Annotated in this window: 18 protein-coding genes; 7 read left to right on the top strand and 11 right to left on the bottom strand. The window is 43.9% G+C overall.

Annotated features, from left to right (window positions below; translation table 11 throughout):
- Positions 1–329 (bottom strand): transposase (locus MMY95_RS08865; RefSeq protein ID WP_241277609.1); only part of this gene is annotated, 329 nt, incomplete at its 3' end.
- Positions 330–377: 48 nt separating this feature from the next.
- Between MMY95_RS08865 and MMY95_RS08860 the strand changes: the two genes are divergently transcribed.
- Together MMY95_RS08860 and MMY95_RS08855 are read left to right on the top strand one after the other, a co-directional pair.
- Positions 378–1,022 carry an SDR family oxidoreductase gene (locus MMY95_RS08860; protein ID WP_241277608.1) on the top strand — a complete coding sequence of 215 codons (645 nt, stop codon included), beginning with the start codon at positions 378–380 and terminating at the stop codon, positions 1,020–1,022.
- Between the two features lie 326 nt (positions 1,023–1,348).
- On the top strand, positions 1,349–1,807 hold the full coding sequence (locus tag MMY95_RS08855; protein ID WP_003642966.1) for a GNAT family N-acetyltransferase: 459 nt from the start codon (positions 1,349–1,351) through the stop codon (positions 1,805–1,807).
- Between the two features lie 185 nt (positions 1,808–1,992).
- Here MMY95_RS08855 and MMY95_RS08850 read toward each other — a convergent pair whose 3' ends face one another.
- The 7 genes from MMY95_RS08850 to MMY95_RS08820 all read right to left on the bottom strand — a co-directional run bounded on the left by MMY95_RS08850 (position 1,993) and on the right by MMY95_RS08820 (position 9,307).
- Positions 1,993–2,901, bottom strand: coding sequence for a DMT family transporter (locus tag MMY95_RS08850; RefSeq protein ID WP_011102124.1), 909 nt, complete (start codon positions 2,899–2,901; stop codon positions 1,993–1,995).
- Positions 2,902–3,286: 385 nt separating this feature from the next.
- Positions 3,287–3,985 carry a VIT family protein gene (locus MMY95_RS08845; RefSeq protein WP_003642968.1) on the bottom strand — a complete coding sequence of 233 codons (699 nt, stop codon included), beginning with the start codon at positions 3,983–3,985 and terminating at the stop codon, positions 3,287–3,289.
- 25 nt (positions 3,986–4,010) lie between these two features.
- A complete protein-coding gene (locus tag MMY95_RS08840) occupies positions 4,011–4,688 on the bottom strand; it encodes a VIT family protein (protein ID WP_003645552.1) in 678 nt (225 codons plus the stop codon).
- A gap of 278 nt (positions 4,689–4,966) precedes the next feature.
- Complete coding sequence (locus MMY95_RS08835; protein ID WP_003643511.1) at positions 4,967–5,953, bottom strand: choloylglycine hydrolase family protein; 987 nt, start codon at positions 5,951–5,953, stop codon at positions 4,967–4,969.
- A gap of 96 nt (positions 5,954–6,049) precedes the next feature.
- Entirely contained in the window at positions 6,050–8,089 is a 2,040-nt protein-coding gene (locus tag MMY95_RS08830; RefSeq protein WP_047674245.1) for a heavy metal translocating P-type ATPase, read from the bottom strand.
- Positions 8,090–8,408: 319 nt separating this feature from the next.
- Positions 8,409–8,837, bottom strand: coding sequence for a CopY/TcrY family copper transport repressor (locus MMY95_RS08825; protein ID WP_003643512.1), 429 nt, complete (start codon positions 8,835–8,837; stop codon positions 8,409–8,411).
- A gap of 197 nt (positions 8,838–9,034) precedes the next feature.
- Positions 9,035–9,307 carry a hypothetical protein gene (locus MMY95_RS08820; RefSeq protein ID WP_015826073.1) on the bottom strand — a complete coding sequence of 91 codons (273 nt, stop codon included), beginning with the start codon at positions 9,305–9,307 and terminating at the stop codon, positions 9,035–9,037.
- A 129-nt stretch (positions 9,308–9,436) separates the two neighbouring features.
- On the opposite strand from MMY95_RS08820, the gene MMY95_RS08815 reads away from it, so the two are divergent.
- The 4 genes from MMY95_RS08815 (at position 9,437) to MMY95_RS08800 (ending at position 12,381) form a co-directional block, all read left to right on the top strand.
- Positions 9,437–9,853, top strand: a complete 417-nt coding sequence (locus tag MMY95_RS08815) for a Zn-Finger Containing protein (RefSeq protein ID WP_347192196.1) — start codon at positions 9,437–9,439, stop codon at positions 9,851–9,853.
- Between the two features lie 332 nt (positions 9,854–10,185).
- Positions 10,186–11,619 carry a DHA2 family efflux MFS transporter permease subunit gene (locus tag MMY95_RS08810; RefSeq protein ID WP_003643514.1) on the top strand — a complete coding sequence of 478 codons (1,434 nt, stop codon included), beginning with the start codon at positions 10,186–10,188 and terminating at the stop codon, positions 11,617–11,619.
- A gap of 234 nt (positions 11,620–11,853) precedes the next feature.
- Positions 11,854–12,036, top strand: coding sequence for a hypothetical protein (locus tag MMY95_RS08805; protein ID WP_053267154.1), 183 nt, complete (start codon positions 11,854–11,856; stop codon positions 12,034–12,036).
- 51 nt (positions 12,037–12,087) lie between these two features.
- A complete protein-coding gene (locus MMY95_RS08800; RefSeq protein WP_003642977.1) occupies positions 12,088–12,381 on the top strand; it encodes a hypothetical protein in 294 nt (97 codons plus the stop codon).
- Between the two features lie 74 nt (positions 12,382–12,455).
- Here MMY95_RS08800 and MMY95_RS08795 read toward each other — a convergent pair whose 3' ends face one another.
- On the bottom strand, positions 12,456–12,839 hold the full coding sequence (locus MMY95_RS08795) for a DUF1398 family protein (RefSeq protein WP_003645548.1): 384 nt from the start codon (positions 12,837–12,839) through the stop codon (positions 12,456–12,458).
- Positions 12,840–12,887: 48 nt separating this feature from the next.
- Complete coding sequence (locus MMY95_RS08790; protein WP_016527374.1) at positions 12,888–14,261, bottom strand: cytosine permease; 1,374 nt, start codon at positions 14,259–14,261, stop codon at positions 12,888–12,890.
- A 339-nt stretch (positions 14,262–14,600) separates the two neighbouring features.
- Between MMY95_RS08790 and MMY95_RS08785 the strand changes: the two genes are divergently transcribed.
- Positions 14,601–14,855 carry a hypothetical protein gene (locus MMY95_RS08785; protein WP_241277606.1) on the top strand — a complete coding sequence of 85 codons (255 nt, stop codon included), beginning with the start codon at positions 14,601–14,603 and terminating at the stop codon, positions 14,853–14,855.
- A 427-nt stretch (positions 14,856–15,282) separates the two neighbouring features.
- On the opposite strand, the gene MMY95_RS08780 is transcribed toward MMY95_RS08785, so the two are convergent.
- Entirely contained in the window at positions 15,283–15,609 is a 327-nt protein-coding gene (locus tag MMY95_RS08780) for a hypothetical protein (protein WP_046040765.1), read from the bottom strand.
- Positions 15,610–16,616: the final 1,007 nt, after the last annotated feature.

The raw sequence follows: 16,616 nt of genomic DNA, 5'->3' as shown, positions 1-16,616 counted from the left end.
GAACGATGTATAAACTGAACGCTTCTGAGCCAACCGATGTTGGCTGACAATTTTTTTAAAACCTTATCCAGAGGAGTGATACCAGCAGGAGATGGCGTTTTAGTCCAAAGTAACCAGTAATAATAGACGGTTTCCCATTTAGGAAAATCGCTGGGTAAATCGCGCCAAACGCACCCATTTTTCAAGGTATAAAGCAGGGCACAAAAGATATCATATAAATCAACCTTTCTTGGCTTAGTCCGCTTACGTATGCCTTCTAGATCTGTCCGGATTAGTTCAAATTGTTCACGAGAGATGTCGCTACTATAATGGTGTGCAAAGCTTTTCATGGATTAAAAACTCCTGTTTTTGATCTAATTTAACTAAAATCAAATCGAATGTCAAAGTATCCAAACACGTTCTTAGGGGCTGCGGGCCAAATTGCTCGTTTAGCCGAACAGCAATTTTTAGCCAACACAACTGATAATTTGACACTTTACTTACGTAATAGTAGCCGGGTCGCAGACCAACAATCTGACCGGGTGACGATTATCGATGGTGACACGACTGATGAAGCCAAATTAACCCAGGCGATGACGGGACAAGATGTCGTTTATGCTAATTTGGCTGGTCAAAACATCAAACAGCAGGCTGAAACAGTGTTAAAAGCCATGCATACCAGCGGCCTCAAACGGCTCATTTGGATCTCAACTTTAGGGATCTATGACGAAGTTCCCGGCAAGTTCGGTCAATGGAACAACGCAACGTTGGGTAGTTACCTGACGCGCTACTACGCCGCGGCTGAAGTCCTAGAAAATTCCGATCTCGACTACACAATCATTCGCCCTGCGTGGTTGACTAATAAGGACGAAATCGACTACGAAATAACCCAGCGACACGATCCGTTTAAGGGAACTGAGGTTTCTCGTAAGAGCATTGCGGCACTCGTCGTTAAATTAACCCAAGATCCCACAAGTAACATTCGCACGTCTTTAGGTGTTAACAAACCTAATACCGATGGTGACAAACCTGCTTGGTATTAATTAATTACCAGGCCGTCAAAAAAACAATTTAAAGATCAACCAGAATCACCACAATAGGCAATGCGTGGTGGTTCTTTTATTATCCATCAAATTATGAGAAAAATGATAATATCTAGACAGTTAACTAACGATGACTGATAATCAAGCTATCAATTCACTGGTACAACCAGCAATCCGTTCTCATGTTTTTTTCATCAAAAGCAATACCTGTAACCATTGATAAATCGCGGGTCTTTGCAATTGACGGTCAAAAATACAAGTGTTAAATTATAGACTCAATTTGAAAATAACCGGCGATATTCTTCAGTTTTCAAGGAGGCTTTCACTTGAATTTGAAATGGTACGTTAAGCAATTTAATGGTCTAACCACCACCCAACTGCACGATATTTATCAACTTCGTGCCAAGACCTTTATTAAAGAACAAGATCGGTCTTACCAAGACCCTGATGATACTGACTTGGACGCGCGTCACGTCTTCGCCTACGATCAGGGGCAACTCGTCGCTTATGCACGAATTTACGAACATGCTGGGGTCGTTTCGTTCGGCCGGATAACGACTGACAGTTGCTATCGTGGGACGGGCCTTGGCAAGCAACTCATGAATCACGTCATGGCAATTCTTAAAGTGCATTACAGCGCCGCCACCATTGAAATCGATGCCCAAACGCACGCCCAGAAGTTTTACGAGAAGTTCGGATTGATTGCGGAAGGTCAGCCTTATATTGACCTGGGTGCCGAAGTTATTAAAATGCACGCCCCCGCCCGGAAACTGGTGTTGGCGTAGCACAACTTACCAACCATCGTCCCCAAGATAACTTTAATCTACTCAAATTATGATTAAAGCTGCGCATCAGAATGTTAAAATTCTGACACGCAGCTTTTATTTTTGGTCATTTCACAAATGGTCAAGTCCTGCTGAGCCCTTATTCAAGGGCCCTAACTAAACAAAAATGATAACTATCATTACAACTAATCACTAGCCGGATCACTCCGATACTGCTGCAAGATATAAATCGCGACAATCACCAATAACGAGCCGAGGATTTCGACCCATGTCACTTGTAAGCCCAAGAAAATAATACTTAGTACAAAAGTCACTACTGGTTGGACGGCATCGACAATACTGACCACCGCAGACGGCGCGTACTGTAGACTATGTAGCAACGATAAGAAAGCAAAAATCGTCCCGATTAAAACGATGGCGCCAATTGAAGTCACTAGCGTTGGTGTAATTTTTGGTGCACCGATCCAAATTGGGTGATATAAATTAAATAGGATTCCCGCAATCAATGTCCCCCAACCAAGAATCACGACCGGTGAATTTTCGGCTACAATCTTTCGCGGCAAGACTACGTACAAGGCCGCTGTTACCCCCGAAAGGATTCCCCAGACGAGTGCATCCATCGGAATCGCCAACTCATGAATGTTACCCTTAGTGATTGCTAAAAACACCCCCAACAAGGAGACCGCAAACGCAATTAAATCAGTTCGTAAAGGCAGTTCCCGTTTAAACAGCAACGTTCCTAGTACAATAAACAAAGGACTTAAGTATTGTAAAATAGTGGCGGCAGCGGCTGTTCCGCGCTCAATACTGATGTAAAAAGTATACATATTCGCCATCAATCCCACTGTCGCGTATGCCACTAATTGTCCAACCGACGCCCAAGATCTAAAGACTTTGAAGATTTTGGTACCCTGTTGCACAAATCCAATCGCTAACAGAATGATTCCAGCAGATAACGTCCTTACAGATAAGAACCAATCAGCCGGGATGGCTTGGTTTTGTGATACGAACTGCATCACTGTACCTGAGACTCCCCACAGGGTCGAGGCCAACATCGCCCACATGATGCCCTTCATATAACGGTTAGTTGTCATATTTTTCAATTTCGCTCTACCTCAATTTAATTAATGGCAATATTATACCGAGACTTAATTAAAACTCACTGAAAATCGAGCATTGTTTTTTAGGAAGATTCAGTAATCTTTATCATAATCAAGTTCTATCATCTATAAGCAACGATAAATCCGAACTTTTATTACTAATTGTGCGCAATTACACGGAAACCGACCTCAACTAAATAGCACTGGGGCAGGTAACTACAGTAATTGCCCGCCCCAGTGCTATTTAAGTTCGTACCGATCCTAACAATTTGCGCCCATACTGATGCCGTTTCCAGCACACCGTACTTCAAGTGCCGTTTGGTTAGCTATTGTTTCACTGTTGACAATCCCTAGTCCGAACTGACCAAGGCAGAAGTACTTAAAAGAGCGTCCCAACGTAGTAGTGAATGAACATCGTCACGATCCCAACGAGCACGTTGCGAATCACCGCCGTCTTCACATTGCCCTTACCTAATACGGCCGATAAATATCCTGTTAAGGCCACGGCAACGGACACCGCGATAATTGTTGCCGGCCACTGCCAATGAGCCGGTGCAAACGTCATCGCGAGCAACGGGAAGACGCCTCCTGCTGACGCTGAGAATAGCGATGCAAACGCTGCATCCCAAGGATTCATATAGTGTCCTAGTTGCATATCATATTTGATGCTGACAACGGTTGCCAATGGTTTTTTAGTTAATAAATCGCGTGCAATCGCCATCGCCGTCTCTTCCGTCACGCCAAGAGTCATATAGTGGCGTTGAACAGCATGCAATTCACCCTCAAAATCCGTCTTCAGCAATTGCCGCTCCTTTTCAACCACGGCTTTTTCAGTGTCCTTCTGCGTGCTGACCGAAGCATATTCTCCTGACGCCATCGAAAAAGCACAGGCTAATAAATCAGATAATCCAGCAATAAAAATCGTGAACTGATTAGTCGTGGCGGCCGCCACACTAAACAGCACCCCCACAACGGTTAAAATACCATCATTAGAACCTAAGACACCTGCTCGTAATGAGTTTAACTTCTCATCCATCGTTTGTTTGGTCTTCTCAGACTTTGTCCTTGTCAGTTGCATAAGCTCGCTCCCCTTGACCCTTTAATTAAGCAAATAAGTGACCAATAAAGTACGTTACGATCATCGTCAATAACCCGGCAACGACGTTACGAACCATTCCGCGCCGACGATTAGCATTACCCAGCATCGCCGCAACGTATCCCGTAATCATTAATGCAATTCCGACAGCCAACACCGTTGCTAACACCTTCACCCGTGGTGGGAAAAAGGTGATCGAAACTAATGGCAAAATTGAGCCAGTGGGAAAGGCAATCATCGACGCAATACCAGCCGCATACGGACTGATGAACTGGTTCGGATTGAAACCATAGCGCTCACGCACCGTCGTAGTCAGCGCATCTTCCGCCATCATTTCCCGGGTTGCTTGTTGCGCCAACGGTTTACTGATTCCTTGATCGACATATTTTTGTACGACTAGCGACGCTTCTGCTTCATAATCATCGGCAAGTGCTGCCTTCTGCTTAGTAATCGCCATTTTTTGTGAATCTTTTTGCGTATTCACGGAGACGTATTCACCCATGGCCATTGAAATCGTCCCAGCCAACATCCCGGCTAGTCCAGATATTAAAATCGAAAAACTATTGGTGGTTGCCCCCGCAACGCCAACAACAATGCCGGCAACTGATAGAATTCCATCATTCGCTCCCATGACACTTGCTCGCAAAATATTAACCCGCTGTGCCAAAGACATCCTTTTTTTCATGTTTGCCGCCTCCGTAGATACTTTATAATCATTATTACCTAGTAAATATTATATCTTTCAGAAAGAAAATGCAAGGCTTATTTGTAATCATTATCGAGTATAAGTTATGTATCCCTAAACTATAATATAGTATACCACCATTTAATTATTAAAGTTAATTTGAATAATTATTATAGGTCATTGAAAGTGCTATTCTGCCTAGAATCAAAAAAAGCAGCACCGTTAGCATAAAATGCTAACGGTGCTGCTTTCATATTTTGACCCTAATATATTCCAACTTAGTTTGCTAACCGGAACTGTTGGGTTGTCTTTAATTCAAATTCAGTCGGTTGCGCGGCCGTCATTAAAGCTGGTGTCAATTCGACCCGCGTAATCGTCTGATCCGCGTATGGTTGCATGTAAAATGCTGGTTCATTCATGCTCATATAGGCGCGGTACTGGGTATAATCTGGCGTCCCGTTATCTTGCATCTTAACGCCCTTAGGAATCTCCACTGAGTTCAGCATGTGTGATAATGCGTTGACAGCTTCTGCATCAGTCGTTACTGCATCCGTATGTTCACGCATGAAGACCGTCCGAACGAAGCGTGCAACTGACGTATAGTCACCAGGCATTCCCAACGCCCCAGTTCCAGGACCGAAAGGATTCACCGTCATGTCACCGTATTGACGACTAGGATGAGGGCCGGGTTGTAAGTTGACGTAATTACTCAAATTCTTGAGATGCCATTCAAAATCTGGTGTGTTCGTCATGACGCCCACCGGATTCTTCATGTAGTGAACACCGTCATTTTCCAATTCTAAGACGTAAGTAGAACCACTCTTGTCACTAATGATCCAGTGTAGTGGTACCACAATATTCAATAGTGGTGCGGCGGCTTCCATCACGTTCAAGTCAGCAATCCGTTCGCCTAATTCGGCGGTGCTCTTCACGTTTCCTAAAATCCACATTAAAACTTCGTGGGGTGCCAAGTTAACCTTGCCAGCCTTAGTCTGCTGAGTAAAGTGAGCTTGCCCCGAGAAATAGAGTGCAGCAGCACTGACCCCGTGCTCATTGACACCATCGACAAAGATATAGCCATTTAAGTCACGGCCCGTTCCAACAAAGCTATACGGGCTATCAAAACCGTCCGCATTGGTAACACTGTCAAAATGGTGATTCCGTGGGATTGCCACTGGTCGACCACCAAGTTCAAAAGCAAAGTCCATGGTGCGTGCTAAAAACTGATCACCCGCCGTGGTTTGAATCGTTAAACTAGTACACATGGGTTTCACATCCTTGATTTAAATACTATTATTCTAGCATCTAAACCCATTATAAACACACATTTGCACAAATTAATTTACGCCAATCAGTTTATCTTAGTCTTTTAATCGTAACGTCATCGCATTAATTGCCACGATTACCGTGCTTAATGACATCACTACCGCACCAAACATCGGGTTCAAAATAAAGCCGAGTGGTGCGAGAATACCAGCAGCCAAGGGGATTGTGATGACATTGTATCCAGCACCCCACCATAAATTTTGCGCCATCTTCCGGGTCGTTCGCCGGGCCAGAGCCAAGAAATCGACCACATCATTTGGATTACTCTTAACGAGAACGATATCAGCAGAATCAATAGCAACGTCAGTCCCAGACCCAATGGCAACGCCAATATCTGCCCGGGCCAGACTAGGGGCATCGTTAACACCATCGCCAATCATCATAACGTGGCTACCATCAGCCTGATACTGTTGAACGAGCTTAGCCTTATCTTCGGGCAATAAACCCGCATGCACTTCTGTAATTCCGAGCTGCTTAGCAACGACTTGGGCGCTCTGCGGATTATCACCGGTTAGCATTACTGGGGTAATGTTTTGGGCCTTCAAACTATCGATCAAGTTCTTGGCTTCCGGCTTGATCTGGTCACCCTGAGCGACAAAACCTAAGACTGTCTGCTCTTGAATCAAAAAACTGACTGAGTTACCGGCACTTGCCAGTCGATTGAACGTTTGCTGGTCATAGGCTAAATTTTGTTTATCCAAGTAAGCTGCCGAAACGATTTGATACGTCTGCCCATCAATCGTGCCGCTTAACCCGACACCAGTAATCTGATGAACATCCTGACTAACCTTAGGGGTTAACTGATGTTCCTTAGCGGCAGCAAGAATTCCGACAGCTAAGGGATGACTAGAGCCATTTTCCAAACCGGCCATCATCGCCAAGACTGCGTCCGCAGTTAGCCGGTCGGCGCTACTTTGATAATCAGCGACCTTAAAGTTACCAGCTGTCAATGTCCCGGTCTTATCCATCAACGCGTAGTTCAACTTTTTGACTTGTTCCATCGCATCCCGATTACGAATCAGTAACCCGTGGCTGGCCGCAATCGCCGTACTCCGTGCCACTACCAATGGAATTGCCAATCCTAAAGCGTGAGGACAAGCAATCACGAGCACTGTCACCGCAATTGATAGTGCTAACGCCAGATTGCCCACGAGTAACCAGACGATAAAGGCAACGATTGCAACGGTCAAGGCAGCGTAGAACAAGAGTCCGGCCACTTTATCCGCCATATTTTCTTGCGACGATTTGGCCGCCTGTGCGTCACTGACTAACTTCATGACTTGGGCTAAGTATCCGGATTCACCAGTCCCGGTGACTTTCATCTCAAACGTCCCATCACCATTGACTGAACCACCCACAACTTGATCCTTAGCGCGTTTTTCAACTAACTTAGCTTCACCAGTAACCATCGCTTCATTCACACTAGTCGCACCATTTAACACTGTGCCGTCAGCTGGAATTTGTTCACCAGCCCGGACCTGAACTTGATCACCATTAGCTAGATCAGCAATTGCCACGTCATGGACCTGCCCATCAACTAACTTATGTGCCGTACTTGGTAACAGTTTTGCTAGTTTATCTACCGCCGATCCCGCATTCATGACCGTATTCATCTCGATCCAGTGGCCTAACAACATGATGACGATCAAAGTCGCTAGTTCCCAGAAGAAATCGGTCACCATTGGTTTTGCATTTAACAAGTCATTGGCAACCACAGCATAGATACTGTAAACGTACGCCACACTGATACCCATTGTAATCAACGTCATCATGGCAGGCTTATGATTCTTGACCTCCGCCTTGGCACCACTGAAAAACGGTTGCCCACCGTATAGAAACAGGATCGTGCCCAAAATTGCGACGATATAATCGGACCATGGCCGAAAAACGATTTGAAATGGTAAATTGACCCCCATCATCGGACTCATAATGATAATCGGAATCATCAGAACTAATGCTACCCAAAACTTCAACTTGAGATTGCCCATGTGCATCATCTCACCGTTACCCATATCCATATCGCCCATGTCATTTGAATCATGGTGCGCCATGTGTTGCATATCCATGTCTTTCATAATAGCGACCTCCCCTAGTCGGATTGTCTACATCTGTAATTTATGGCTAAAGTTTACAATTGTAGACGATAAAAGTCAAGAAAAACACTTTCTTGACTTTTTGTCGCCATTCATCTGTTTTCTGAGTATCCTATCTTGAAAGTAAGTCCCTTCCATTAGGCGCACTATAACTGATGGTTCCGATTAAGGCCTGCACGAATGCCCCATGATCAGTTAGCCAAGTATCTTTAAAATCATTCTCCTCAAAAAATGTCATGTTCAGATTAAGAAAATCCAAACATGACACTCAGTGTTACTTCAATATTCGTTTATAATCACATTAACACCGCGTCCCCGGCACACAATCGCAGTCCACCATTTCTGGCGCATCCTTGGCTTTTTCAGCCAATACTGCCTGTAAAGCGGCGATATCCGTTTGACTCAATTCCGTTTGGTTAACAAGGTCCACCAGCGTTTGACCAACGCGCATCTGACATAAATGACCGAAGAGGGTGTCCACGGCTTCATCCATCGATGGCTGTTCCTCAACCATTGGATAATAATTGAACGCTCGACCATTCTTTTCAGCACGTAATGCACCTTTTTTGACGAGCCGTCCAAGCAGTGTCTTGACCGTTGCTGTCTTCCATCCCATCTTATCCGCCATGATTTCAGCGACCTGACTACTCGTGACATTGCCCAACGTCCAAGCAACCCGCATGACTTCCCATTCGGCATCACTGATTTCAATTTTAGTTTGTGCTTCCAATGGTTTGACCACCCTTCGAATTAAATTAACTGTAGTTTACAACCGTAAACGTAAAAAAGCAACTATCACCCTCGCACGGTTCATCATCTAGCATAGCGCAATTTTCTTTCTAATATCAACATTGACTGCCATTAACCACTACCCAAATCATCACTAGTTAGGTTAATAACTTGATTGGCGCAAAAAAGCGGCCCTAATTACTGAGCCGCAACAAAATGATCTAATAATGATGATAACGCCGCGACGCTATCTGGATAATTGCTCGGATGTTGTAATAGGTAGCTCTTAATTTTGCCGTGATACAACACCGTCGTGGCGGATTGTCCGCTCGTCTGCAATAAACTCCGCCGAAATTCATTGAGCAACAGTTGTAACCCGCTTTGCGCTGCGTCTTGGCGCTCCAACATCAGTGCTGCACGACTGATAGCATCGAGCACCTGCGTTTGCGTGATTTGTGATTGTGTTGACATGTTTTTCCCTCTATTTACTATAATATGCTTAAGTATACACCGTTAGTGGCACAAACAGGTATTATTTATCTGTTAAAAAACTATGTTATGCTACTAAATATTAATTATTTTAGTGACGGGGTTCAGCATTTGAAACCAAACTCAAAACTATTACAACGACTACGATCATGGATGCGTGGGCGGTACGGTCAAAACGATACGTTAAACCGCTTTTTAAACAATCTCGCTTTACTATTGATCGTCATCAGTTTTTTCATTCGCACCGGGTGGCTACTTTTAATTGCCGTGATACTCATCGGTATTAGTTACTGGCGTTTGTTCTCTAAAAAGATTTATCAGCAAGTTGCGATCAATCGCGGCTTTCAGCGCTTTTGGCCACCGATTGTTCGCCCATTCAGCCGTTTAAAATACCAGGTCAAGCAGCATTGGCAATACCGCTTTTTCCGCTGTTCACAGTGTCACCAACGGATTCGGATTCCGCGTCATCATGGTCGCGTTCGGATAACTTGCCCCCAATGTGGACACCAATTCGAAGCTAAAGTGTAACCATCGTGCTTGGATGAAAACATAACGATTGTTGAACATAACTGATCCGCCTGCGGACCTGATTTTGCTTAGCAACCACCTATAATAGGCCACCTTAGTTTGACACTGAGGTGGCCTATTTACATACAAAAACACTATTTTAACAACCATTACGTGCTACCTTTCTCGCTCAATGAAACTGCCGACAATTGCAGTCACAGACGTACTAGTTGAGTGATGGTTTTCAAACTACCGTAAATCAATCCTCTTTTTTCAGAAAAAACACTTACGAAAAAAATAATTTTCTGGTATGCTAACCCATTGTATTCAGGAAAGTGAGTGTGAACAATATAATGGATTCAGTACAAAGTAGCCCGCAAGCTAAACAACGGGCCCGCGTTCCCGTTGCCCATCCCATGCTAGCCATGATGGGGATGTTAATTGGTGGTTTTGTTGGGATGTTTAGTGAAACATCACTGAACATTGCCCTCCCCCAATTGATGGCTCAGCTACACGTGTCAACGGCAACTGTGCAATGGTTAGTAACCGGTTACATGCTTATGATTGGGATCGTCCTTCCACTTTCAAGCTTAATTACCAAATGGTTTACGACCCGCCAAGTGATCTTGTTTGCCTTGATTGACTTCGCCGTTGGTGCGATTATTTCGGCTTCAGCACCTGGCTTTGGCGTATTATTATTCGGTCGAATGATTCAAGGTATCGCAACTGGCCTGATCTTACCACTCATGTTTACCGTGGCTATGCAGATTTTTCCACCCTACAAATTAGGGGCAGCTATGGGGATGGTCGGTTTAGTCATCATGTTCGCACCGGCCGTGGGTCCAACGATTGCTGGAGCCATCTTAGGACTAGCTTCATGGCGGTGGATTTTTTGGCTCTTTATCCCATTCTTGATTATTGCCTTTATCTTTGCCGTCACTTCACTTAAAAACATTGCGAAAGTAACCCGGCCGAAAGTGGACTTCTTATCCATTTTACTTTCAATGGTTGGCTTTGGTAGCCTTGTTGTTGGCGTTAGTCTTGCTAGTGATCAAGGTTGGGGGTCGCCCGCTGTACTAGGTGCCTTAATTTTGGGACTGGTTATTCTGGCTTGGTATGCCCATCGACAACTCACCATGGAATCGCCAATTCTGAACCTTAAGACATTTGCTATCCCTGGTTTTCGGGTTGGCGCTTGCCTCGTTATGATTAACTTTGGGATTATCTTATCAGCCATGTATTTACTCCCAATGTACATTCAAAAGGGGCTGTTGATTCCCGTTGCCTTGACTGGGGTCATCATGTTACCCGGTGGCTTGATGAACGCAATTGTATCGGCCGTCTCGGGTCGCTTATATGACTCGATTGGCGCCCGCACTCCAGCAATGCTGGGGTTCTTGATTTCAATGGTTGGTGCCCTCATGTTGGCACTGACAACCACGCAGAGTGCAACGTGGTACGTTATTTTGGCCCACGTTATCTTAATGATTGGGGCGCCATTAGCGATGTCCCCTTCACAGACGCATGGTTTAAATTCCTTAACGGGACCAATTGCCGCCGATGGTAGTACAATCATGAACACACTACAGCAAGTCGTTGGTGCCATTTCAACCGCAATTGCAACGAGCTTATTAGGCATTGGCCAAGCTTCTTACTACGCCAATGGGGGTCATCAAGCTGCTAGCGCGTTCGTCAACGGTGCCCATTACGGGTTCTACTTTACGTTTATTTTAGCGCTCGCCGGTTTGTTGCTTGCAACCCGTTTGTCTAAAAAAACGACTAACTAACTGTCATTAATCAAAACTAGCGCTGTTAATCATAAGCAGCCTAGTTTTTTTATTTTACGATCGATTATCATTGAAGTAGTCTTGGGTGGCTTCTCATCAGCAAGCACCCAAGACTACTCAGTCACCATGCAATGCTTAGCGTTCTTACCATACTAAGAATCCTGATAAATAATTGCACTTTATCGCATTTTAATGCACAATTAAAATGATAATATGAGGAGTCGAAAGTAATTTATGGAATTGACAATTGGTTTAATTATTGGCACCAGCATCATTCTTGCCATACTGTGTGGCATACTCAGTATTTACTACTGTCACCACACCAAAAAGCTGAACGGTACGATCTGGGCACTCATTGGTATTGCGCTATTGTGCCTGGCTGGCTTTTTTGTTTGGGTCGTCTGGTTTGGGTTATAAACTAAACTGCGGCTCACCGTTACTAGTAACCAATCCGAGGAGGAATTGCTCATGAACCCAGAAGACATGTTTCAACGTTATCTCAACAAATATCAGATTACGTATCAACATCCTGAACATGGTCTAGTTATGCTGACCTCCCCTGTCTGGCCCCAACATCCCGAGCTCCAGCAGGCCATTCAAAGCGCTTTTCAAGGCCTAAACGGCGTCACTAGTATTACAATCAATAGTCCCGAACAATTAGTCATGCGCTATCACTCTGATCAGTTACGGCGGCTAAGTCCGCTGACTTTACTTAGCTTAGAACGCCAGTTAAGCAAGCAATATCATCAAGCTGGCTATTAAACTTAATGGAACGCAAAAATGCAGGCTACCCGGTTAAAAGTGGATAGTCTGCATTTTTGCACTTTATTATTGATTTAGAATGTTACAGCTGCCATTATTTTACCTTCATCGCCGCTAAAATCGACAATGTGGCGTTTTAAGTTAGCAGTCCAAGCTTGACACCCAGCCTTGGCAAACTGCTTGACAGCGTCTGTTAGAGCCAGCTGGCCAGCAATATATTGCTTTGCGATTTGTTCAACTGCCGCGGCATCTTCTTCACGAGCGACCCGGACTGCTAAGCCATTCGTCCGCCGTTCCACGAGATAACCGTTCTCACCAAAGTAAGTTGTGGCACCAGTAGCAACATCATATTGAAAATGTTGAACGCCCAAATCGGCTTCTTTTTTGGCAATCGTGGCAAAGTCTGCGTGGTCACCTAAATTATTTAATACGTCATCGATCTCAGTTAATTTAAACATCATGACACCCCTCGTTCTAATTTCGTTTACTTATCTATTGTAATCCAATTAGACACGTTTGGCAGGTAACGGGTAGAAAATTCGCATTAAAGCCACGTAAATGACCCCGATAAGCGCCATGTCAATGAAGGTTGCACCAGTCACCGTCGCAATCCAAGCAATGTGCTTCAATAACAAGAAGATGGCCACACCTAGTACCCAACATAATAGCGCAATCCAATTCACCCCATGATGATACCAATACTGCCCCTTAGAGCTCGCCAGTTCGTTGATATCATAGTGCTGACGATGCCGCCAATAGTAATCGACTAACATCACGCTGATCATCGGTCCAAGCACCATCCCAATATAATCTAGGAACGCCGTGAATGCAGCTAAAAAACTCCCCATGATTAATGGAATCAGTGTGACTAACGTGGCAATGATTGTCACGGCCCACAGTGCTGGTCGTAACCGAATCCGTGGGAAGATATTCGACAGCGCCGAACCAGCCGCCAATAAGTTTACCGCGTTCGCCGTCATACTCGTTAAGACAATCACCAGTAGTGCTAATACCCCCAAGCCTAGTCGACTCGCAATGGTACTCGGGTCAGAGTTATTAGGATCATAAGTTCCAGAAGTAATCGCGATACTGATCGTCGCGGCAAGCCCGATAAAGGCGAACCAGAACAAGCCGGTAAAGGCCCCTAAAAATGGCATGCCAGTCGCGCCACTCTTTTTGCGCGTAAACCGCGTAAAATCAGCACCCGCTGTCACCCAAGACAAATTGAACGCCGCTAGCGTATCCATCCCAGCCCCCGCCGTCATATGTAAATGTGTCGGCGCCTGCCACGTTAACAAATCATGCACTGAGACCGTCTGGAACACGACGACCGTCTCCCATAAAACAAATAAGATGACAAGAATAATACCTAAACGTTCAATCATCTGAACCGACCGTTGACCGACCGAAACACTCAATAAATGCAACACACTCATGACAATAATTCCGAGGATCAGTCCTTTAGCCCCACCGGGTTTACCATAGACTGGCCAGCCAACTAGATCGTGTAATAAATAGCTGACAGAAGTTGCTGCAATGAACGTGTTTACCGCTGTCCAGCCAATATACTGGGTCAAGTTCACAAAGGACGGAACGTAACTGCCCCGCACACCAAAGGAACCACGAATCAAGCTCATCGTCGCCGCCCCGGTCTTATACCCCATGAAGCCGACTAACGATAAACATAAATACGATAGCGTGGACGATGCTACAATCACTTTAAGCGCCGTCAATAAACCACACGCAGCCAATACACCACCAACGTACCACGTGCCATTATTGGCATTGGCGCCAATCCAAGTTGCAAACATGTCCCAATTAGACATGTGTCGGTGCTTAGGCGCCACCACTTCTATTTGATACTTTGACTCTTGCTGCACATCGTTCACCCTTTCTACAATGTTTTCCATTGTAGTTTTTTTAGTGACGCTTGGTCAAGTCTATTTAGTTTGAACAGTGATTTTCAAGAATGCTTTTATATCAAAGATAACAGGCTACTTTTACCATTTAAAATAGCTCGTGGTGCACTTTTTGGTGCATTTTATCTTCAAAACACATAAACTTACCGATTAATCATGCTGGCGGGCAATACATATAATAAGTGCGGATGATGTTTTATAAATTTAAGTATTGGTAAATTTATTGTTAACTAGATCAAACAATTGGCCTACAACTGGCACAATAGAATTGAAAGACAAATTTGTTAGGAGTGATAGCCTTTGACCACTAAAAGTATTCATATTAAATTTCCGTCTTACGAAGACGCTGGCGTTTTACTGTTTAAGTACACACTTAGCACTGGCGAAGTAATAATCGGCAAAGCACAATTTGAATTCGATTTTCTTACCCCGCTTCATCCACAGATTATTATACTAAATTCACCATTTACCCAACTCAACGGCACAACCATTGAACTTGGTAAAATAGGCGGACAGTATACCTTACCGAATGGTGACCTTTTAATTGCTGGGTAGCTATTGCGTTTCTTTAGCTTCTATCAAGTGTTTTTTGATACTATTGCGATAGGGTCATCTATTACTTGGCATAAGACTGACTCGTTAATCATTTTATAACACTAGCTGTCCCAGATTGATTCTGGGATGGCTTTTTTATTAACAACCGTAAAGGCTGTTACGCTTGTTTCTAACATTTTAGGATCGGTACAACAGGCGTACTCTCTGTACGGTTGTTAATAAAATAACAATGCTATGGCTATGATAACAGGGTTCAATGGCATTGCTATAGCATTTTCATGTTGAGCTTGTTTCCAAATCTATTCGTATTGTTTTGTAACGTTCACGTTATTATTGGAGCATGGCCAGACTGAAAGTTATCACTAGCATTGCTATATCAGTGTTTACGATTAATCAAAAACACGCTAAAACTCCAGTTTTCTCTAACTTATTTGTGTTGATTGATTAACTGCAACCATTCACGCATAGCTTGCTTGCGGATGACATAATATTGCGACTTACTTAGTCCCGATAGTTCATAGGCCACCCGTTGGCTACCATCCGCCACAATGAACTCATTACGCAATAGATTGGCTTGACGTTCATCACGGATGCTATCAATTGTCCTAGTGACCTGCTGACAATACTGCTCCATTTGTTGCAGTCTCTTAGGTTTACCGGTGCCCAGCCAGTTATCAAATGGTTGGCTAACAATACTGTGGTAAAAACGATACTGCTTTAAATATTGGCGCGCGTCTTGATACCATTGCTCCATGCTTTCGCCCCCTAAGAGACTAAAAAGCGCCAGCGTTTATAGCTGACGTTTTCTAGCCCTACTCCTTAAACCCATCATACCACTTGCTAATCATCAAAAAAAGGGACGCTAGCCACCCCGCAAACATCCCTTTTAACGTATGCTGCCATTCCTGACTACACTACGACTAATTCCCACAAAGTTAATTATAGCACGTCTGACTGTCCGAACAGCTGTCTGCATTATATGCACACAAGTAACCCAACCAGTAACCCAACGCCATCTAAGCCAGCTGACATACTCATCCGTTTTTACATTCCTACATTTTCCAACATTTTCATTTATTTAAAACAGCTCTAAGGCCAGTCATAACAAGCATTCAAGCTATTAACTAACTAGCGATGTTCAATTTCCAGTATTTTCCAGTAAAAAATCCGACATAATCCGACATTTTACGAGTTCTCATTAGCCGTCAAGCGTTGATATAACAGCACTCCGGCCAAATATACCATCTAACCGTGTCGGGTTACTTTTCACTTACTATATGGTGTCCGTTTTGTACGAATAATATCAACATTTACCAACATAGGGTTGCACCATATCGTTGAAATATCGGTGTTACGGGGTGCACCCTATGAGTTTGCAAAACAATGTCATGTTTTGTCAAGTTGTAGACGTGCTTAATCAATTGTAGCGATCACTTTTTTTCAACTCTGTACAGGGCAAGCCAAAATTTTCAACCTACAATCAATCCAACGAGCAGTCCACACATTAGCAGAAATAAGCAGTTTACATAGCAAAGCAATAACAAATTTTAACAGGTAGTTTCGCATAAGGTTTTATAAGGTTTTCCAGTCTTCACAATACTATCCATTTAGTAAACTTTTGTAACCCCTATGCGGCTTTTAGACTAGCAATTGTTAATATTAACCCGTTTTTAATTTCTAACATTTTCTAACATTTTGATTCCATTATTTTCCAATATTTTATATTGCCATCAAAGCCTTTTAACCATTGATATAACAATC

The organism is Lactiplantibacillus sp. ME-2 (assembly GCF_022549155.1).
Classification (GTDB): Bacteria; Bacillota; Bacilli; order Lactobacillales; family Lactobacillaceae; genus Lactiplantibacillus; species Lactiplantibacillus plantarum.
Note: the sequence above shows the minus strand (reverse complement) of the source record. Positions and strands in the feature narration are given on the sequence as shown.